At 59.8% G+C, this 18,852-nt stretch carries 16 protein-coding genes and 1 pseudogene; 10 read left to right on the plus strand and 7 right to left on the minus strand.

The window, feature by feature from the left end; genetic code table 11:
* Nucleotides 1-157: 157 nt before the first annotated feature.
* The 3 genes from BTE28158_RS30860 to BTE28158_RS30870 form a co-directional block, all read right to left on the minus strand.
* Nucleotides 158-478: a DUF4148 domain-containing protein gene (locus BTE28158_RS30860; RefSeq protein WP_151049169.1), complete on the minus strand. Its 321-nt coding sequence runs from the start codon at nucleotides 476-478 to the stop codon at nucleotides 158-160.
* A 256-nt stretch (nucleotides 479-734) separates the two neighbouring features.
* On the minus strand, nucleotides 735-2,084 hold the full coding sequence (locus BTE28158_RS30865) for an ATP-binding protein (protein ID WP_151049179.1): 1,350 nt from the start codon (nucleotides 2,082-2,084) through the stop codon (nucleotides 735-737).
* Nucleotides 2,084-2,746 (minus strand): response regulator, encoded by a 663-nt coding sequence (locus BTE28158_RS30870; RefSeq protein WP_151049166.1) that lies wholly within the window; start codon nucleotides 2,744-2,746, stop codon nucleotides 2,084-2,086. The genes BTE28158_RS30865 and BTE28158_RS30870 overlap by 1 nt, the downstream gene beginning before the upstream one ends.
* Nucleotides 2,747-2,908: 162 nt before the next feature.
* Here BTE28158_RS30870 and BTE28158_RS30875 point away from each other — a divergent pair, with 162 nt between their 5' ends.
* The 5 genes from BTE28158_RS30875 to petA all read left to right on the plus strand — a co-directional run bounded on the left by BTE28158_RS30875 (nucleotide 2,909) and on the right by petA (nucleotide 7,310).
* Nucleotides 2,909-3,283 (plus strand): cytochrome b562, encoded by a 375-nt coding sequence (locus BTE28158_RS30875; protein ID WP_151049164.1) that lies wholly within the window; start codon nucleotides 2,909-2,911, stop codon nucleotides 3,281-3,283.
* A 44-nt stretch (nucleotides 3,284-3,327) separates the two neighbouring features.
* Complete coding sequence (locus BTE28158_RS30880; RefSeq protein WP_151049162.1) at nucleotides 3,328-3,894, plus strand: cytochrome b; 567 nt, start codon at nucleotides 3,328-3,330, stop codon at nucleotides 3,892-3,894.
* A 739-nt stretch (nucleotides 3,895-4,633) separates the two neighbouring features.
* On the plus strand, nucleotides 4,634-6,100 hold the full coding sequence (locus BTE28158_RS30885) for a trypsin-like peptidase domain-containing protein (protein ID WP_239007461.1): 1,467 nt from the start codon (nucleotides 4,634-4,636) through the stop codon (nucleotides 6,098-6,100).
* A 51-nt stretch (nucleotides 6,101-6,151) separates the two neighbouring features.
* The gene (locus tag BTE28158_RS30890; RefSeq protein ID WP_239007462.1) at nucleotides 6,152-6,586 is read left to right on the plus strand and encodes a carboxypeptidase regulatory-like domain-containing protein; all 435 of its coding nucleotides are present in this window, start codon (nucleotides 6,152-6,154) and stop codon (nucleotides 6,584-6,586) included.
* A 106-nt stretch (nucleotides 6,587-6,692) separates the two neighbouring features.
* Nucleotides 6,693-7,310 carry a ubiquinol-cytochrome c reductase iron-sulfur subunit gene (petA, locus tag BTE28158_RS30895; RefSeq protein ID WP_151049173.1) on the plus strand — a complete coding sequence of 206 codons (618 nt, stop codon included), beginning with the start codon at nucleotides 6,693-6,695 and terminating at the stop codon, nucleotides 7,308-7,310.
* Nucleotides 7,311-7,352: 42 nt separating this feature from the next.
* Here petA and BTE28158_RS30900 read toward each other — a convergent pair whose 3' ends face one another.
* Together BTE28158_RS30900 and BTE28158_RS30905 are read right to left on the minus strand one after the other, a co-directional pair.
* Nucleotides 7,353-8,222, minus strand: a complete 870-nt coding sequence (locus BTE28158_RS30900; protein ID WP_151049171.1) for an ADP-polyphosphate phosphotransferase — start codon at nucleotides 8,220-8,222, stop codon at nucleotides 7,353-7,355.
* A gap of 72 nt (nucleotides 8,223-8,294) precedes the next feature.
* Nucleotides 8,295-10,667, minus strand: coding sequence for an HAD-IC family P-type ATPase (locus tag BTE28158_RS30905; protein ID WP_151049160.1), 2,373 nt, complete (start codon nucleotides 10,665-10,667; stop codon nucleotides 8,295-8,297).
* Nucleotides 10,668-10,965: 298 nt separating this feature from the next.
* Between BTE28158_RS30905 and BTE28158_RS30910 the strand changes: the two genes are divergently transcribed.
* From BTE28158_RS30910 to BTE28158_RS30925, 4 genes are all read left to right on the plus strand, one after another.
* Nucleotides 10,966-11,160 carry a hypothetical protein gene (locus tag BTE28158_RS30910; RefSeq protein WP_151049158.1) on the plus strand — a complete coding sequence of 65 codons (195 nt, stop codon included), beginning with the start codon at nucleotides 10,966-10,968 and terminating at the stop codon, nucleotides 11,158-11,160.
* Between the two features lie 443 nt (nucleotides 11,161-11,603).
* Nucleotides 11,604-12,263 carry a carboxypeptidase-like regulatory domain-containing protein gene (locus BTE28158_RS30915; RefSeq protein ID WP_151049156.1) on the plus strand — a complete coding sequence of 220 codons (660 nt, stop codon included), beginning with the start codon at nucleotides 11,604-11,606 and terminating at the stop codon, nucleotides 12,261-12,263.
* Between the two features lie 427 nt (nucleotides 12,264-12,690).
* The gene (locus tag BTE28158_RS30920) at nucleotides 12,691-13,086 is read left to right on the plus strand and encodes a DUF302 domain-containing protein (RefSeq protein ID WP_151049154.1); all 396 of its coding nucleotides are present in this window, start codon (nucleotides 12,691-12,693) and stop codon (nucleotides 13,084-13,086) included.
* A 378-nt stretch (nucleotides 13,087-13,464) separates the two neighbouring features.
* Nucleotides 13,465-13,680 (plus strand): DUF2061 domain-containing protein, encoded by a 216-nt coding sequence (locus BTE28158_RS30925; protein WP_170296430.1) that lies wholly within the window; start codon nucleotides 13,465-13,467, stop codon nucleotides 13,678-13,680.
* A 573-nt stretch (nucleotides 13,681-14,253) separates the two neighbouring features.
* On the opposite strand, the gene pstS is transcribed toward BTE28158_RS30925, so the two are convergent.
* Nucleotides 14,254-15,282, minus strand: coding sequence for a phosphate ABC transporter substrate-binding protein PstS (gene pstS, locus BTE28158_RS30930; RefSeq protein WP_174920270.1), 1,029 nt, complete (start codon nucleotides 15,280-15,282; stop codon nucleotides 14,254-14,256).
* Between the two features lie 267 nt (nucleotides 15,283-15,549).
* Nucleotides 15,550-17,028 carry a sensor domain-containing diguanylate cyclase gene (locus BTE28158_RS30935; protein WP_151049148.1) on the minus strand — a complete coding sequence of 493 codons (1,479 nt, stop codon included), beginning with the start codon at nucleotides 17,026-17,028 and terminating at the stop codon, nucleotides 15,550-15,552.
* A 696-nt stretch (nucleotides 17,029-17,724) separates the two neighbouring features.
* Between BTE28158_RS30935 and BTE28158_RS30940 the strand changes: the two are divergent.
* Nucleotides 17,725-18,129: pseudogene (locus tag BTE28158_RS30940) on the plus strand (class I SAM-dependent methyltransferase); the annotation flags it as partial.
* Nucleotides 18,130-18,852 lie beyond the last annotated feature (723 nt).

The raw sequence follows: 18,852 nt of genomic DNA on the forward strand, positions 1-18,852 counted from the left end.
GGCCTACGGGTATCGCGACGAGGAATACTTCTTCCTCAAGATCCGCGCCGCGTTCCCCGGTAATCCGCGATGAACCTAAATAAACGACCGACCGATGACTTCCGAGTCCAATTCTGAATACTCTACCGCGCGACTCGACGGTCGCATGTGCTTGGAGTCAATGATGCGCGTACAACGAACGCGACGAAGCGTGGCGCTGGATCATGGACCCCGAGCCGAACCCGGCCGGCTGGGCGGGCCCATAGCCCGACGCATCGGCTTGCGTAGCGGTTTCCGAAGACCGGATGCGAGCCTCGGCCTGCTGTATAGATTGTGGATAGTGAATGTCCTTTCGCGCGGGGTTGTAACCGGCTTTCTCGACCTGCACGATCTGGGCGCGAACTTCCGCCCTGGTCAGGCCACCGCTTGACTGAGAAGCGAATGCGAGCGCAGGCGAAATAGCCACGGCCAGAATAATGGTACGGATAGCGAACTTCATGATTTCGACCTCCAATGAACTGAACCGGCATCCGAGAACACCTCTTCTGCCGTAAGGACAGAATGCTCCGTTCAACATGAAGGCAATGTTAACTGCGCACCCTCGAAGGCATGAGCCGCGAAAGACACAGGCAGACTCCGAATCGCCCGCCCGGTGCCGTACGGCTGAAATCATGGCAGCGTGCGCCATCTGACGCCGCTGGACCTCGACCGTCTCGTCCGGACATGCGATCGACCGTCATACCGTCGATGCCAGGTCAGGTCGACACAGGCAACGTCACCCGCACGCCGAACCCCTTCCCGTTCAGCCCGTCGATGTAAGCGAAGCTTCCCCCGAGTTTGGCCACGATGCGCGCGACGATGGACAGCCCCAGCCCGCTGCCGCTTTCGTCGTGATCCTCGCCGCGAAAGAAGCGATCCTGCAATCGGGACAAATTCTCGTCCGAGACACCCGGACCGTCGTCCCGCACCTGAAGGACAATCGTGCCCGCATCTTGCCACGTTGCGATCTCGACGTTCCCCTGCTCGCGACCGTACTTGATCGCATTATCGACGAGGTTGTCGAGCAAGACGCGCAACAGGGTCGCCGGCGCATGCACGATGGCACGACCGTCGGAGCGCGATGTCAGCGAGATCCGTTTGCGATCCGCACGCGCCTGGTGGTCGTTCACGCATGTCTGGACCAGGCGCGCGAGCTCAATGTCCTCGCCGGGCACCGGTACCGTCTCGTCAAGTCGCGCCAGTGCAAGCAATTGGTCCGCGAGATGCGTGCTCCGGTCGACGCCCTCGACGACCCGTTGCATCGCGCGCCGCTGACGATCCGGATCGCGCGCCGTGAGCGCGACCTGCGCCTGAACCTTGAGCGCGGCGAGCGGGGTCTTGAGCTCGTGTGCCGCATCGCTGGTGAACGCGCGCTCGCGATCGAGCGAGGCGCGCAGACGGTGCAGCAACGTGTTGAGCGCGGCGACCAGCGGCCGCACCTCGTCGGGAATGCCCTTCGTGGCAATCGCATCGAGACTGTCAGGGGATCGTGCCTCGATCGCCTCGGACAGTGTCCGTAATGGCGTCAGGCTGCGACCGATCGCCAGCCAGATCATTATGGCCAGTACGGGCAACGCGAATGCAAGCGGCCGCGCGACGCGGCGGGCAACCTCGGCGGACAAGTCCGAACGATGCGTGCGTTGCTCGAAAATACGCACGGTGCGGCCGCGCGCGTCATCGGTCAGCACGTAGGCGTGCCACTTCGGATTACCGAACCGGATCGGGCTCGATGCCGCGGCGGGAAATACCGGCAGATCGAGCGATTCCAGCCCCGGACTGGCCGCCAGGATTCGTCCGCCGGCGTCACTGACCTGATACAGCATGCGCGGCGATGCATCGTTGTCGCCATCGTTGTCTTCGCCCGAGCCGAGGACGATGTCCGCAAAGGCCGGGAGATCGGATGCATCGAGCGCGACGAACGCCCTTGCGATCTGCTCGATGCGGGTTTCGTCCCATTCCTCGGCTTCGTGAATCGCCTGCCGGTAACTCGACACCAGCGAGTATGTCCAGACCACCACGACGCCCGACAGCACGAGCAAGGTGAGCCGTTGCCGGATCGAGCGCATCACGATGCTTTCTCCACCACGTACCCGACGCCGCGAATCGTTCGAATCAAGTCGCCCCCCAGCTTCTTGCGCAGATTCGAAACATGCACTTCGATCGCATTGCTTTCGATCTCCTCGTTCCAGCCATAGAGGCTGTCCTGGAGCCGGGCGCGCGAGAGCGGGCGACCCTGGTTGGCCAGCAGTTCGACCAGCAACGCGCATTCGCGCGACGTCAGCCCGATCCGTTCGGTGCCGCGCGTCACCGTCATCAGTGCGGGATCGACCGACAGGTCGCCGTAGTCGATCGTATCGGTACCGCGCCCCTGCGAGCGCCGCACGAGCGCACGACAGCGCGCGATCAGCTCGGTCAGGTCGAACGGCTTGCCGAGGTAGTCGTCGGCGCCCGCGCTCAAGCCGTTCACACGGTCGGCCACCGTGTCGCGCGCGGTCATCACCAGCACCGGCGTATGGTTGCCGCGCTTGCGAATCCACTCGAGCAATTCGATTCCCGACATGCGGGGCAGGCCCAGATCGAGCACGACGAGGTCGTACGGCGTGGTTTCGAGCGCCAGCTGTGCATGCCTGCCGTCGTGCGCCCAGTCGACTGTCATGCCGGCTTCGATCAGACCGTCCTCTACCCCGCTGCCGATCAGCTTGTCGTCTTCCACGAGTAGCACCCGCATGTGTCGTGCTCCAGTTACGTCGGACATGGCGTCATTGCCGCACGATAACCGCAGGCACCGGCAGGTATCAAGCGAGCCGCGGAAAAATCCGGTCCTTAAGAATCCGTTAACGTCGACGCCCTATGGTCGCGGTCACCGACACCCGCAATCGAATCGACGGCCATGAACCGGCTACCGTTCCGACTCCGTTTCTGCGCCACGCTGGGCGTGCTGCTTTCCGTGGCTGCCGCGCCGGCCTGTGCAGGCGAGATCAAGACACTGATGAGAGACATGAAGCATGCGATGCAGGGGGCCATGGCCAGTCGCACGACTGCGGAAATGAATGGCTATGTGACCAGGCTCGAAAGCGATGCTCAACAGGCGAGCCGCCAGCGGTATCGCGACGATCAGGCGACCTACGATGAAGGCATGCGCGCATTGAGGGACGAATTGACCGAAGTCGACCACGCCATCCAGGCCAACGATCTGACCGCTGCAAAGCAGGCATTGCGGCGGGTCAATAGTACGAAAAAGCACTATCACGACCTGCTCGGCTAATCCGACCCCGACACATTTCTGGTCACTGAACAGGCACGCCCGTCATGAAAACCGTTACCCGCTACCCGCTGTCGATCAGTCTGCTGCACTGGCTGCTGGCCGTCGCCCTGATCGGCAACCTGATCGTCGGCTTGCTGCTGGACGACAACGAAGATCTCGTCAGCCTGCACAAGTCGATCGGCATCTTCATTCTCGGACTCGTGGCCGTTCGCATCGTGAATCGGCTTCGCACGCGACACCGGCTGCCGCCGTCGGTCAACCCGTCCGGAACGCTGAACCATCGCGCCGAGCGCACCGTCCACGGCCTGCTCTATCTGCTGATGCTCGTCATTCCCGTGCTCGGCTGGATAAAGACGAATGCGGCCGGACACACGGCCAACTGCTTCGGACTCTTTTCACTGCCGACGCTCGTGCCGAAAGACCGCGCGCTGTCACACTGGTTGGGAGAACTGCATGCGCTAACGGCTTACGGACTGGCTGCGCTGGTCGGCTTGCACGTGCTTGGCGCGATAGCACACCGGATATTCACGTCCGAGAACGTTTTCCCGCGCATTCTGCCTGTTCCGACGCGCATCACCCGGCAGGAAATTTCATTGGGTGACGACAACTGAACGGTACCTTCGCTTGCGGAATGTTCGCGCAAAGCTGCAGGAAAAAGTATGTCATTACCTCGCGACCATCGCTTGGCGACGACGTTAAGCCGTTACTTCACGCAGATGACCTGCCGCGTATCGTGCGAAAGCAAGAGGACGCAAGTGGATCGTCGTGGTCGACGAGCAGACCGCGCAGTTTCGGTTCGTCGGAGAAGTTGGATTCGCGGGTTGCTTGCAGGCAAAAGCGCCAAGTGTGCGGGGAAACACGCGTCGCCCTCGTCGGCCCCGTGTACTACCGACCTTCATCCTGCCGTACCGCGGCGGCCTTGGCCGACCTTACGGCCCCCTTCCTTCCTGTAGTCGAAAATGAGCGGTTTGCCACCTTTCTTCTGATCATTGACTTGCCTGAGGTGCGGAGACCCGTGGGACTCGCCAGGACTGCCCTTGCACCCCGAAGAAGCGCCGCGCAGTTGGTTTGAGCATCCATTGACAGATCCTGACGTGGACACTCTGGGCCTTCGAAAAGCTCCCGATCATCGTCGTTGCCCTGCCTGCCAGAAAAGCGTAATCCAGAACGGCGTGCGGAGTTGTATAGCTGGATGCCGCGGTCATCCCGCCAACGTACAACTGATCAAGTAGTCATGTTCTTTAAGCGCAATTTAATTCTGGGGACCTACGGTTAAATTGTCGCGCCATGAAACAGCCGTACCGGTCGTTTTGGGCCATACGATCGGTGCTGCGCGACGGGAGCATGGACATGGCAAAAATCGGATTCAAGCGCATCGCGCTGGGTGGTCTGGCCATTGCAGTCTTGTCGGCGAATTGCATCTCTAAGGAAATGCTCGCGCCGGTACTGACAATACGGGCTCCGCCAGGAGCACTCGCCGCAAAACCACAACTGGCGGCCTACCCTGGGATTGCTTCCGACTTCGAGAACTTGGCTCGGATAGCAGGACCTGTCGTCGTTACCGTTATGGTGACTCAAATTGACAATACGGCGAGCGTGAAACAACTGTGGCCTCCGCCGGACATCACAAACGATCCGTTCCTTCGTTTCTTCAGGAAATTCTCCTCCGCACCCGACGGTGATCACGGGACCTCCGCACGACAGCATGCCAGCGGCTTCATCATCTCGCCGGACGGTGACATCCTCACCGATGCCAGCGACATTGCGGGCGCCTCAAAGGTTACCGTCACCCTCGCTGATGGTCGAACGTATCGCGCCAGGGTAATCGGTAGCGATCCGGCCAGCGGTGTCGCGCTCCTCCAGATTCATGTCAACGGGTTACCGTTCGCCAGGATTGGATCGTCATCCTCTGTCAAAGCAGGCGAATGGGTCGCGTCGATTGGTTCCCCATACGGACTTGGAGGTTCGATCGCCCGAGGTATCGTAAGCAATACCTGCCGTTTGCTTCCGGGCCAATCGTACGCTCCGTTAATTCAGACGGATCTTACCGAAAACGTCGGGGACGGTGGTAGTCCGCTCCTCAACCTCAAGGGTGAAATCATCGGCATCGAAACGCCTCTTCCGGACGACGGCAACGCTCACCAAGGCCTTGGCTTCGCGATACCAATCGATGAAGCCATGAAGGTCGAACGACAGTTGAAGTTACACGGCAAAGCTACACATGGACGGATCGGCGCAACAGTTCAAGAGGTGACAGGACCGCTTGCCAGATCGTTCGGGCTGATGCGGCCGAACGGTGCGCTCGTCGCGTCGGTCGACTCGGGCGGCCCCGCAGCGAAAGCAGGGATGCGAGCGGGAGACATCATCGTTGGCGTCAACGGCAATGTGGTTTCCGATTCGACGCATTTGCCGGCAACAGTGGCCGATCTGAGTCCCGGTACTGCGATCGATCTTGCTTATTGGCGAGATCACGCTGTGCGCCATGCAACGCTGGTTCTGTCGTCGATGAGCGCCCACCAGATGTCCGTCAACACAATAAACCACTCGTCTGCCGGCACGTACGGACTGGAGGTACGTAATTTGACTCACGACGAGGAATGGTCAACTCGAGTCCAAGGCGGCGTAGGCCTTGACCAAAGCAGCGGAGCGACAGCCTTCGCCGGGATTAACCCGAGCGACATCATTCTGAAGATTGGCAACGCACCAGCGAGAAGTGCCGCCCAGTTCCCCAAGCAAATCGCTCGTTTCAGGCGTGCCGTAGCGCTCATTGTCGACCGGAAGGGCACGCGAATGTTCGTCACCATGAACGTGAGTTGAAGACGTTTCGATACAAGCACGTTGACATGGAGCACACTCGAGGAGGCAGTCATGAAGTACTCGACCAGAATGGCGCTCGGCGTCACGGTAGCGACGATCGCAGTTTTTGCCCATAGCGCATTGTCCGCTGAGCAGGCATCGCTGCCACCGCCTGAACATTCCGCCAAGGTTACCTATCTGTCAGGCGGCATCGGTAGCGATCAATCGGCTGAAATCAAACAGGAGATGGGCAAGTATTCGCTCGTGCTTGAGTTTGCCGGACACACGAGCAGCGGGAACGACTATCTGGCAGATATCCCGGTACAGATCACCGATGCGCATGGCAAGACTGTGCTCGCGACGGTGACTACGGGGCCATTCCTGCTTATATCGATGCCAGACGGTCACTATACCGTGACGGCCACGTACCACGGGCAAGTCATGCATCGCAACGTCGACGTGCGCGCATCTTCGCATTCCCGCGCAGTGTTCGTCTGGGCGATGTGACTTGGCATCGGGACGCCGAACCGATCCGTTTGACCAAGGTTTCAGAAACGACGGCGTCCCGGAAAACACAAAAGATTGCTGTCTCGAAGGATTTGACATGGACGAGATGCCGATTGAGTCCGCAGGACCAGACGTCAATCGCCGTCGTTGGCTCATCGCGACCTCCGTTGCGAGTGGTATCGGCGGAATTGCAGCGGCAATTCCTTTTGTGGAATCGCTGATGCCGCCAGCCAGTGCGCTCGCCGCAGGCGCGCCGGTCAAGGTCGACATCAGTCAATTGTTAGAGGGCGCGATGTTGACGGTTGCGTGGCGTGGAAAGCCGGTGTTCGTCGTCGACCGCTCACAGACTATGCTCGAAAGAGTGATCGAGGCGACTCCACTAGTCGCTGACCCAGACTCGTTCCACTCTTTCTCGATGCCACTGCCGAACTATTGCAAGAACCCCTTCCGCTCGCGTGCCGACCATCGGAACATTCTCGTCGTTGTTGGCGTATGTACGCACCTCGGTTGTACGCCAACTCCCCGGTTTCAATCGGGGCCTCAGCCAAACCTGCCCGATAACTGGCCAGGTGGCTTCTTGTGTCCATGTCATGGATCAACGTACGATCTCGCTGGACGCGTATTCCGCGACAAGCCGGCACCGCAGAATCTCGACGTTCCACGCTTCATGTTCCTATCGTCGACCGAACTGCTGATTGGTCAGGATGAACAGGGGGCGGCATAGTTCTATATCACTTCTTGTGTCGATCCTCGAAGCCCGCGAACATCAACCTTCGAGCCGCCTGCGAATTGCTTGCAGCTCTCGTCGCCGGCTCGCTGTCGATTTGGGGTAAGTCATCTTAAGAGACTCGAGTGCGTCTAGGATGATGAGAGAAACGATCAAACGCGTGTTCTTTTTGTCGTCGGCGGGTACGACGTACCAAGGCGCACAACGGGTACTCGTTGCGGCGAGGCATTGCTCGTACGCCTTTCTATACTGCTTCCAGAATTTTCGCTCCTCGATATCCGCCGCACTGAATTTCCAGTTCTTGTCCGGATCGTCGATGCGGTCCAGAAAGCGGCGGCGTTGCTCTTCCTTGGAGAGGTGAAGAAAGAACTTGATGATACGCGTTCCATTTCTTTCGAGGTGGCGTTCCAGATCCACGATCGACCGATACCGGTCCTGCCAGATCGCTTGCTTGTCGAGCGACGCATCCGGCATCCCTTCGCCTAGCAGAATCTCCGGATGGACGCGGACGATCAGAACCTCCTCGTAATACGACCGGTTGAAGATGCCAATTTGCCCACGCGCTGGCAAATCGCGGGTGGTGCGCCAGAGAAAATCGTGTTCCAGTTCAGTGGGCGTGGGATGCTTGAAACTAAAAACCTGGCATCCCTGCGGATTCACGCCCGACATCACATGTTTGATCGCACCGTCTTTGCCAGCCGCGTCCATTGCCTGAAAGATCAGCAAAAGAGCATGCCGGTTCGATGCATAGAGCAATTGCTGCAGCGAACTCAGTCGTGCAACATGCGCGGCGAGTAGGTCCTGGTAGTGCTTTTTTGAAGTGTACAGAGGATCCACCTTCGTTGGCCATTTTCCGAGAATGACTTCATTGCCCTCTTGCACACGAAAATCTTCAGACCTAGTTTTCATCTTGATCCCGCTTACGGTCATAACCGCATCAGTCACCGCCAATCCCGACATCAACAAAAACAATGCTTCGCACTATGTGATCCTCAGGTGAGCGAAGACAGGAATCTTCAGAACGGTCAGCACGAGCGAAAAAAACACTGCTGCAGCAAACACCCCCGCTACTACTGCGACGGGCAACGGCGTCATCGCAATTCCCCCAACGGCAAGGATTACCGCAATCACGATATCGGCACCCGACGACGCAACCAGCCAGAGGCTGGGACGGGAACCCCACATACGCCGGCGGTGACGAATCGCGTAGAGCGTCGCCTGACTGCCGAAGACGAGAACCAGGAAGGTCAGGGTCTGGAGTGCACCAGCGCTCAGATCCAGCGCGAACCTGCCAATTGCCAGCGCACCGGTACAGAAAGCCAGCAGGGCGAGACCTATGACCACGCCCGCAATCGTCAGATTGCGGATTCGCCACGTATTAGGCGAAGGCGACGGATCCACGTTGTCCGTCGTCAACGACATGGCGAGAAAATCCCCTGCGATCATCAGGATCACCATCAGCAACGGGGTCAGGATCGCGTGCCCCGTCATGACCAGACCGAACACCAATAAAAGCGCAGTCACAATCTTCTTGGTGATCGAATTCAGCGTGTAGGTCAGCATGCGCTGAAACGTCACGCGGCCCTCTTTCACCGCTGCCACGATGCCGCTGAGCCCGGGTTCGGTCAGCACCATCCCGGCGGCGGATTTGGCGACGTCGGTCGCCGTCGACACCGCGATGCCCATTTGCGCCTGGCGCAGCGCAGGCGCGTCGTTGGCGCCGTCGCCGCACATGCCGACAACATGGCCGCTCTGCTGGAACGACTTAACGAGCTTGTATTTGTCTTCGGGCAGCACGCCGGCGAACACCGCGAATGCTTCCGGCTTTGCGGCGTCTGGAATGGGACCCGGCGGACAGATTGCGCCGTCGAGACCGACCGCGTGGGCGACAACCCCCGCAGTCGCTGGCGCGTCCCCCGTTACCATTACTGCGCGCACCCCGAGACCGTGTAACTCCGTGATGAGCGCGGCCGAATCGTCGCGCGGCGGGTCACTCAGCGCAACCATCCCGACAAGCTTTAGTGCCGCGGGTGCGCCTGCCGCCACCGCAAGCACCCGAAAGCCCTTCCCCTCGAGTTCACTGGCCAACGCCGCCGCTGTCGGCGACGGCTCCGCAAGCCCCGTTATGACCGCGAAGGCGCCCTTCACAATCCGCTGCGCACCGCCAGTGGAATCAGTTACGCTTGCTTCCGACATTTTCTTCGCCGGATCGAAGGCGGTGAATTTGACCACCGTCGGTGCATCGGATGCGACATGGCTCGCGGCGGCCGCGCGAATCGCGGTGTCGACCGGGTCTTGCCCCCCTTCAGCGCTCGCCAGTGCCGCGAGCGTCAGCACATGTTGGTTATCGAAGCCGGGCATCGGCTGCACAGTCGTGACTGTCAACGCGTTGCGCGTCAATGTGCCCGTCTTGTCGGCGCACAGTATGTCCATAGTGCCTGCCTCGTCCACGGCGGTCAGGCGTGTGGACAGTACACCGCGCCCTGCAAGGGCGCGCGCGCCGAGCGCGGCCGATAGCGTGAAGGTAGCTGGCAATGCCACCGGAATCGACGCAAGCACGGCCGTCAGCACGAGCGGCACGATATCGGCCAGCGGCATGCGAAGATACAGCGCGCAGGCAAGCAGCATCGCAATGACAACGCCGCTGAATATCGCCAGATTACGCACGACAAGTAATACCGCCTTCTGCTGAGAGCTCACCACATGCGCAGTACGGACCAACTCCGCCGTGCGGCCAAAGCGGGTATGTGCCCCGGTCGCGGTTACGGTAGCCACCGCTTCACCTCGTCGTACCTGCGCGCCTGCAAATGTCTGCGCGCCGGCCGCGGCTTCGATCGGCACTGATTCGCCGGTAAGCATCGAATGGTCGAGCAGTGCGTTGCCCGAGACGAGCTTCATATCGGCAGCTACCACGTCGCCCAGCGACAGCTTGACTACATCGCCCGGCACCAGGTCCGCGGCTGGAACGATCGACCATGCGCCGTCGCGCCGTACCGACGCGTTAAGCGCAAGTCGCGATTTCAGCGCATTCAGCGTCGCCTGTGCGCGGCTCTCTTGAAAGAGCCCGAGCGCGGCGTTGAACACGATGAGCCCCGCAATGATTCCTGCCTCGACGAATTTTCCAAGGGCACACTCCAGCACGATGGCGGCTTCAAGCATCCACGGCACCGGCGCCCAGAACTTTCCGAGCGCCATGCGCACCGGGTGGGCCGAGGTATCCGGCATCGAGTTCGGACCGAACTCTGCGAGCCTACGGCGCGCCTCGGCGCTGCTCAATCCGCCTGCCTGCGGTGCTTTTTGCGCGCTTGCAGCATTGGTTGCCGAAGCGGTCTCGTTCACCGCGCCTGGGGCCATGGGGTTCTCCAGAGTTCTCGTGATTCGGCGCTACGACATCCGGTGCTTATCCGCCGACACTTCTACCAGCAACGGAATCAACTCACCGCCTCAGCCCGAAAGTTGGCTGCGGGAAAAACGCTAAAGTAGCGGGCATTCCCGACAACGGTCCTGATGAATACCACCGGGTTGAGGGCCATGCCGCTATCGTCGGCAGTTGCGTACCTAGTGTAAGTTTGATCTCCCTTGAGCGGCATGACGGAATGGAGGCAGTTCGTAGGGCTGAATGCGGTGTTGATTGCTCCAACCGGAAAGCTGCATGGAATTCAAGGTCGCACAACCATACAGCCAAGCTCAGGAATACCTCCTGCAGGAGATCCTTCGCGACTGCGCTATCGCCGACCCGATGAGTTATATCCCTGGACTTCCGATCGATATCGGCGCCACGCCATCCGAGCGCACCCATTGGGTGAAGTTGGTCATCTTGGGCTCCTGCAACGTAAGCGACGTCTGATTCCCGGGCCAGCCTCGCTCAAGATCACGTACTGTATCGTCTGACTCATGGGTGGCACAGTCAATAGATAGCTAGCGTGTTGTCACGCTGTCAGGTTTCGCGATCGCCCTGATTGACGCACGTCAATGGCCTTAACGCGGCTCGACGAACACTCGCCGCGCAACGAAGGCAAGGTATGGCATCAAACATGGATGCCCGTGGAAAACACCGATCATGAAATCGCCAAGCTTTGGCAACACGTTGCTGGCTCGCAAGAGCAGCTGTGTTGCAAGCACCTCGCATGACGCCGCGCGCATCCGATTGACTTATATCAAGCGACTGAGCGTTCTGCTGTCCGACTATCGTTCGCATACACCTCGCCTCGCATCTGGAGATCCAACATGCTCCCTCCTCTATCCAGGCTCTCGACGGCCCTGCTGATCGCAACAGCGTGTGTAGCATCCGTGACGACCTTCAACGCAAGTGCACAGCCGGCGTCGGGCGCGCGTGAAATGCAGCCCTATCAGTTGTTCAGTCCGGGCGAGCGGGCCACATTTTGCGAGCAGATGCACAGCGCCAAGACGCCCGAAGCCCGTCGAGCCATCGCGCAACGAATGCACGATACGATGCTTGATCGAGCGAATGAGCAAGGCGTCGCGCTTCCATCACCTATGCGAAACCGCGTCCCGATGATGGGCGGTGGTATGGGCATGGGCTATCGGGAAATGGGCTGCGCGCCCGACAGCAACGGCGCTGCAACCGCCGACAATCTGTCAGAGCGATACGACCACGGCATCGCGTATATCACGGGTGGTGTTGGCTTGGACGAGGTGGCTACGCTGCGCGGCATCGCCTCGCGTTACAGCATGCGGGCTCAGTTCGCGTCTGTTTCCGGCGAATCTCTGTCGGGCGTGCTCCTGATATTCCGCAAGATGGACGGGACGCTCGTGTTCTCCGCGACATCCGACGGGCCATACATATACGCAAAAATGCCGCCAGGATCCTATCGAGTGACAGCGACATCCGAAGGGGTAGAACGCAAGCGAACCATCACCGTGCCAGGGCGTGGCGGCATCAGCATCATGCTGACATGGCCGACCGCGCTTTCCGGCGTGGCGCACTGACATCGAGTGGTGCATGACGGGCTCGGAAGCAGTTTCATCAAGACTGCCGACTCGGCTGCAAGGTGGTCCAAGGAGTCATGAAGCAGCCGATTTTTAGGGCCGCTTCATGAATGTCGGTACGTCGCTCGAATCGGATACGGAAACACCGGAGGTGCTACAGCGACACATCCGGGCGCTCGGTGACCCGGCGCCCGTTCCCACGACCGCACCGGTGAGGTTGCTCGCGTCCGACAATGCATCGACGGATGCTGTGCTCGTGCAAAATCCAGCGGAGTCGATCGTGATCGTAACCACGAGTCATGTAGCCGCGCGTGGGACGGTTTAGTGGTAGTCCGCGACTGCGCAGTCGCGTCTTGATGCCCCCCCGGATCAAGCACTTGAGTAGCCCAGCTGGATGCCTGGCTTCGCTCGTCACTGGAGAAGAACCATGAGCAGCGTGTCGTACGGATTTGGTAAAACGGTTACATGTTCGTTCGATGAAGCAATCGAGCGGGTCAAACACGCACTCTCCGAAGAAGGCTTCGGTATCCTTAGCGACATAGATGTCGCCGGGGCGCTCAAGAAGAAGCTTGGCGAGACAATGCCCCCCTATCGCATACTCGGGGCCTGCAACCCATTGCTAGCCCATCGCGCGCTACAAGCAGAGCCGGAAATCGGCCTCTTGCTGCCCTGCAATGTCGTTGCTCGGCAAGATGCAGCAGGCGTGGTACACATCGATGTCATCGAGCCGACCGTGATGTTCGAACTGGTCGAGAAACCGGATCTGGCCGCGCTCGCGGAGGAGGTCAGCAAACGTCTCAAGTGTGCGCTGAACGCAGTCTGACGGACACGCAAGTTTGGTGGCGCTATTGACGTGACGCATCGAGCGCCCGACTTCATCTTTCCGGACCCAGCTTCGGTGATACCGCACCGCACGTTCAATCGTGATGAAACGTGACGCAGGAAGCGCTTGCGCGGGCGGGTCCATGGCGAAGGTGTGCCGGGCTCACTATGCTGAAACCCACGGCAATGAAACTGACCATTTCCTGCGATGCAATCCCCGCCGGGGCTAGCTTGTGAAATTCCAGCGCGACGCCGAAAACAGGTAAAGAGTTTCATTCGTGGCTTCTTGCGCGACGTTCGAACCAAGCGAGCCACGGTCTTTCGAGGTCGCTCAATCAATAAGTCGGATGACAGAAAGAACGTGTGCAAGGAAATCGACATGGGAAGAATCGTCAGCAGGCGTCGATCGGTGGTCAAGGCTATTACGTACCGAATTGTGATCATGTTCCTTGATTTCGGGACGCTCTATCTGCTCACCGGCACCGTTCATGTAGCGATCGGTTTCATGGTTGTAAGCAATATTTACACTTCAATCGGCTATCTCGTTCACGAGCGCTTATGGGCACGCATCAGATGGGGCATTACCGAATCGTAAAGGTGCCGTTACAAGACAAGGGACCGTTGTGGGGGATGAACAAGGTACGCGCGAATAATGATCATCTGTCCACGACGGCGTTCCGGGTCCGCTGGGTACGCGTAACTTCGTCGCTGTGCAGGTAGATCGAAGGCGTCGCGATCGAGGCATGGCGGAGCTTATCCCGTCAAGTGGTCAGCTCGGCGCCGCGCGCCGGCACAGGAGTGGGATGAGTGTGGCGAGTTCAATGCGGATTCGCTCGACGCAGCTTTTCCGCGAGTACCGGGTTGTCCGCCGCGATGACTCCGGTCACTTTCGAAAAAGCCGCTGGCGACCTCCCATAGCCGGACACCGCGGATGCCTACCGCAGAGTCGTTATCGAGGCAGCCGATGAGAAGCGTCTCGGGGATGCCGCAGGATCTCGATCGCGTCCGCAACCGAATTTGCCTCCCGTAAGTTCTCACCGGCAAAGTGCTGAAAAACGGATGCGAGATCCCGTCGGCCGCCCCGTTTCGAGACCTTCGTCAGTCGTCGGCGAATGGGGAGGACGCCCCGTGCCGACCGCTTGGCCCCGAGGCGCTGCAATGCCAGCGATTACTGGGACACAGGCTTGCCACCCGCGTCCTTGATCTTTGCCGTCCACTGAGCCTCGATCTCACTGATCACGGATTGCGGCAGCGAGATATAGTCGAGGCTGTCCGCTGCCGAGGTGCCGTTCTTGAATGACCAGTCGAAAAATTTGAGCGTTTCCTTCCCTTGCTCCGGCTTGTCCTGCGTGGTGTGCAGCAGCACGAATGTCGCGCCAACCACCGGCCACGCATCCTTGCCCGGCTCGTTCGTAAGAATCTGATAGAAGGACTTTTTCCAATCTGCACCAGCTGCGGCGGCCTTGAACGTTTCGGTCGTCGGCTCCACAACGGCCCCCGATTCATTCTTCATCGCCGTATAGGTCATGCGATTTTGCTTCGCGTACGCCCACTCGACGTACCCGATCGCGCCCGGCAAGCGTTGCACAAACGCGGCAACGCCGTCATTGCCCTTGCCACCCGAACCTGTTGGCCACGCCACGGTCGTGCCTTCGCCGACCTTGCTCTTCCACTCCGGGTTGACCTTCGACAGGTAGTTGGTCCAAATGAAGCTCGTACCCGAACCGTCTGCACGGCGGACTACGGCGATGTCGAGGTCAGGCATCTTGACCTTGGGGTTCAGTGCAACGATGGCCGGATCATTCCACTTCTTGATCTTGCCGAGATAGATGTCGCCGAGCACCGGTCCCGACAGCGTGATCTCTCCGGCCTTGATGCCCGGCACATTGATCGCCGGAACGACCCCACCAACCACCGTGGGGAACTGGAACAGGCCATCCTTCGCCAACTCGTCGTCCTTCAGTGGAGCGTCCGAGCCTGCGAAATCAACAGTCTTCGCCTGAATCTGCTTAATGCCGCCCGACGAACCGATACCCTGGTAGTTAATTTTGCCCCCACCAGACTTGTGGTACGCGTCTGCCCATTTTGTATAGATCGGTGCCGCAAAGGTGCTGCCTGCGCCGGTGATGTCGGTCGCATGGACGGCCGACGAGCCGACCAGCGCCAGCATCAGAATCGGGATCGCTTTCAATTTCATTTCCATTCCTTCCGGGTGTGGTAGCGCCGGACAATATCGATGAAATGTGACAGTTTTGAGACGCGTGACTCATAACCCACACCTGAAAATGCCAGCTTCCCGCAGATTCACAAAGATGGGCTTGATCCTTCGAAGACATGTCTGTGGCGCCGTGGCGCCCGTGCTTCGACGGCAATGTAGGGTTCTCTGTGGGGCCGCATGATTCCTACGCTGATCGAGTGAATTCGCAATGTCGTCGGCCCGTCCCGCGATCACACCCTCGCCCAGTCAAGCAGAGGGCTGAAAGCCAACGACTTTGTTTCGACCGGTCGCCTTAGCCGCGTAAAGCGCCTCGTCGGCCGCCTTGATAACCGCGCCGGCCCCATCGTCCTGATCTGGCGTCCAACTCGCGAAACCAATACTGGCGGTCACGCGCCCATGTTCGCTGCCGGCGTGCTCGAGTCCCATCTCATCGATTGCCGCACGAATCCGCTCGGCAATCTGGATGGCCCCCATCGGCGGTGTATCGGGAAGCAGCACGACAAATTCCTCTCCGCCGTATCGAGCCGCGGTATCGACGGGTTGGCGGATACTCTCGCCGATGCAACGTGCAATGGCAGCCAAAGCTTCGTCCCCGGCCTGGTGTCCGTAGGTATCGTTGTAGGCCTTGAAGCGGTCGACGTCGACGAACAGGAGCGAAAAGGCGGAACGCGTCCTCCTTGCGCGACGCCATTCGCGGTCCAGCACTTCTCCGAAGCTGCGGCGATTGCTCAGGCCGGTGAGACCGTCGGTGCGTGCCAGTAACACGAGCTCAGACTCAGCACGCATCCGGCGACGTAGTTGGGCGCCGAGCATGATGGACAGCCCTATGAAAGCGGCGCCGAAGGCCGCCACCAGCGCGCCGATCGTAACGGCACGGCGCCGCCACTTCGCGTAGATGTCCTGCTCTGCTTCCGCAACCATGATAATCATCGGCAGGTTCGGAAGATGCTTGAAGTAGTAAAGACGGCGAACACCGTCAATAAACGCCGTCTCCGAGAATGCCCCCTCCGATGCGGTCTGGAACTGCCGAAAGGTCGCAGCTTTGCTGATGTCACGGCCGATGGTGCGCACGTTGTACGGCTGGCGCATCACCATGATGGCGTCTGTGCCGATTAGCGAAATCGATCCATGCTGTCCAAGCGACAGACCGGCGAACAACCTGTGGAAGTACTCGAGGTTGACCTCAATGAGCGCGATTCCGGCAAACGAGCCGTCCGGATTCGAGACCCGCCGCGTGAGGGCAATGCTGAGCGCTCCCCCGCGCAGGGGCGACGCGAACGGGTCGCTGACAAAAAGTCCCGCATCTGGATTGTCGCGGTGGACGGTGAAATACTTGCGATTGGCGAAATTGCCTTGGCGCGGCACGTCACGCGCCGAATCCAGGATGATCTTGCCATCGGCATCAAGCACCAGCATCGAACCGAGGAATTGCGCCGTCATCGCATGATCAAACAATACGGCGCGCCGCAAGGCCGGCGCTGACGCCATCACGTCCGGACGTTGCAGACCATGAATCAGAGCTTGCAACGACAGGTCGTAAAGCTCGAAGTTGCGCTCGATGTCGCGCTCAGCCATCAGGCCAAGGTTACGCGAGGTCTCACTGGCGCGGTCCAGTGCATCGTCGCGGCTCTGCATCAACTGCATCACGCACAGGCCCATCAATGCGCAGGCGATCAGAATACCGACCACCACGATGGTGGAGGGGGCTGCCGTCCGTGGTGGCATAGCGCTCCTCACTGCGTCAACGTGCGCTCCGGTGCCGAGCGTAGTCTCCGCATGCTAAAAAAAGAGTAGTGCATTGACAAGCGCGGACAACAGGGCGCTACGGCTGTGATGGAAACTCGATAAAGCACCCGTTCGACTCGCGCAGCATACAATTTATTTGGGGGCAGTACGTAGACCAAGACCAGCCGATCGACGCCCGCCGTAAATTCGCCAACAATCGAGGCTCCGTAAGCACAAATGGCCCTGGAGTTTCGGGGCAGCTACACCGCCCCGGCGCGCGCGAGCGCGTCGATTTCGCTTGCACCTGACGTTACGTTAGCTTTTATGGTTGACACCGACGACCGCGAAAGCAATGCGAGCAGAGATCGGCGAACTGACGAAGAAGGCGGGATTGGGTGTTCGCCCCTGCACCACTGCGACGCAATCGCGCTACGGTCATCGTTGCAGCGTACCGACGGAGGCGCGCGCATGAACGCTCAGCGAGGCGTAGCAACGATGCCGGCGTTGTGTGTCGCATGCACCAGCGCGTCTACGTCCATTCGCGCGATGCGCTTGCCCCCGACGGGTTCAACCCGTCGACTGCGCGCTGAAGTAGCGCGCCCTGCGCGTGCGAGTGCGTCCACTTTCCGGATTCATCAGCAGGGAGACGATTTCATGGCGTCAGCCGCCGAACTCAAACAGAACGCATCGCTGTAAGAGGGATTGGCGCGTGCGGGTTTCGATGCTGATTCGCCGGCCATTTTCAGTTGGCTCGGCCTGACGATGTATCTCGACGAGGTCGCAGTCATCGAGACGTTGCGCTTCATCGCCGGTTGCGCCAAAGGAAGTGCGGTCCTGTTCGAGTATGTAACGCCACTTTCGAGCTTGCCGCCGATCATGCGTATCGCGATGGAGCAGTTGACGGCGCAATTCGCCGAGCGCGGTGAGCCGTGGCAAACTTTCTTTGAACCGCCCGCCATTACCGAGACGCTGGGTGCATTGGGATTCAGCCGTACCAATGCGTGGACTCCCGAGGAGTTGAACCAGCGCTATATTGCGAATCGCGATGACGGATTGCTCATCGGTGTGACACCCGCGCGTCTGATTCTCGCAACGGTCTGAGCTACTTCCCGGGCTGAGGCGTTCCATACCCCGATCCAGATATGCTCGACTTGCACTTCGACCACGGACTGATTTCAACGTCTCCTTCGGGGAACATTGAAGGACTGCTCTGGGTCGATCACGGCGCGTGACGAAGAGAGGGCCGAACGATCTCAGACCTGATCTGACGCTGACTGAGAGATCAGGTGTCGACTTACGCAGCTTAGAGGCATCGAGCGCTCACCTTGGCGTAGCGCGTCATATCGGCTAGTCACGCGATGCATGCGCCGACATAAGTCGCTTGTTATTTATCGGGATGCTTGTCGCGCTTCTTCCTGTTAGCCTCCCCCGCTCGGAGTGCTGTCAGCCCGAGACTGAGCGCCATCACACCAAGTAACGCCAGGAAGTACCACCCCCAAGAGAACCGCAAATCCACGGCAACCTCCGCTGTCGCCCTCCACTGCATCGCTATGCAGACCCGTTCTCCAATTCTAGAAGTCGCGCGCCGAAACGGTTAGCCCAGAAACTGGTGCGCCGCAGCAGGTCCGGCCGCGGGGTGCTGGGTCGCACGAGGTGCTGACGGGTATGTGAGGGATTCCAGCAACTATTCGAGCTACCCATGCTTTAGTATTCTACGCGTCGTCCGCATGACCTCCCGCTCCGTGAGCGTCTGCTCGACGAGTGTCCTCCGTGTACGCGCGAGCACAGACAGTACAGCGTAGCGACGCTAGGCGGTCCACGTGC

The organism is Burkholderia diffusa, from assembly GCF_902499115.1.
Classification (GTDB): Bacteria; Pseudomonadota; Gammaproteobacteria; order Burkholderiales; family Burkholderiaceae; genus Burkholderia; species Burkholderia diffusa.

Coding starts and splice junctions, on each gene's coding strand:
- BTE28158_RS30890 (WP_239007462.1), top strand. CDS start 6,152: ATGAAGTACTCGACCAGAATGGCGCTCGGCGTCACGGTAGCGACGATC.
- pstS (WP_174920270.1), bottom strand. CDS start 15,282: ATGAAATTGAAAGCGATCCCGATTCTGATGCTGGCGCTGGTCGGCTCG.
- BTE28158_RS30905 (WP_151049160.1), bottom strand. CDS start 10,667: ATGGCCCCAGGCGCGGTGAACGAGACCGCTTCGGCAACCAATGCTGCA.
- BTE28158_RS30870 (WP_151049166.1), bottom strand. CDS start 2,746: ATGCGGGTGCTACTCGTGGAAGACGACAAGCTGATCGGCAGCGGGGTA.
- BTE28158_RS30880 (WP_151049162.1), top strand. CDS start 3,328: ATGAAAACCGTTACCCGCTACCCGCTGTCGATCAGTCTGCTGCACTGG.
- petA (WP_151049173.1), top strand. CDS start 6,693: ATGCCGATTGAGTCCGCAGGACCAGACGTCAATCGCCGTCGTTGGCTC.
- BTE28158_RS30920 (WP_151049154.1), top strand. CDS start 12,691: ATGAGCAGCGTGTCGTACGGATTTGGTAAAACGGTTACATGTTCGTTC.
- BTE28158_RS30865 (WP_151049179.1), bottom strand. CDS start 2,084: ATGCGCTCGATCCGGCAACGGCTCACCTTGCTCGTGCTGTCGGGCGTC.
- BTE28158_RS30935 (WP_151049148.1), bottom strand. CDS start 17,028: ATGCCACCACGGACGGCAGCCCCCTCCACCATCGTGGTGGTCGGTATT.
- BTE28158_RS30925 (WP_170296430.1), top strand. CDS start 13,465: ATGGGAAGAATCGTCAGCAGGCGTCGATCGGTGGTCAAGGCTATTACG.
- BTE28158_RS30910 (WP_151049158.1), top strand. CDS start 10,966: ATGGAATTCAAGGTCGCACAACCATACAGCCAAGCTCAGGAATACCTC.
- BTE28158_RS30900 (WP_151049171.1), bottom strand. CDS start 8,222: ATGAAAACTAGGTCTGAAGATTTTCGTGTGCAAGAGGGCAATGAAGTC.
- BTE28158_RS30860 (WP_151049169.1), bottom strand. CDS start 478: ATGAAGTTCGCTATCCGTACCATTATTCTGGCCGTGGCTATTTCGCCT.
- BTE28158_RS30875 (WP_151049164.1), top strand. CDS start 2,909: ATGAACCGGCTACCGTTCCGACTCCGTTTCTGCGCCACGCTGGGCGTG.
- BTE28158_RS30885 (WP_239007461.1), top strand. CDS start 4,634: ATGGCAAAAATCGGATTCAAGCGCATCGCGCTGGGTGGTCTGGCCATT.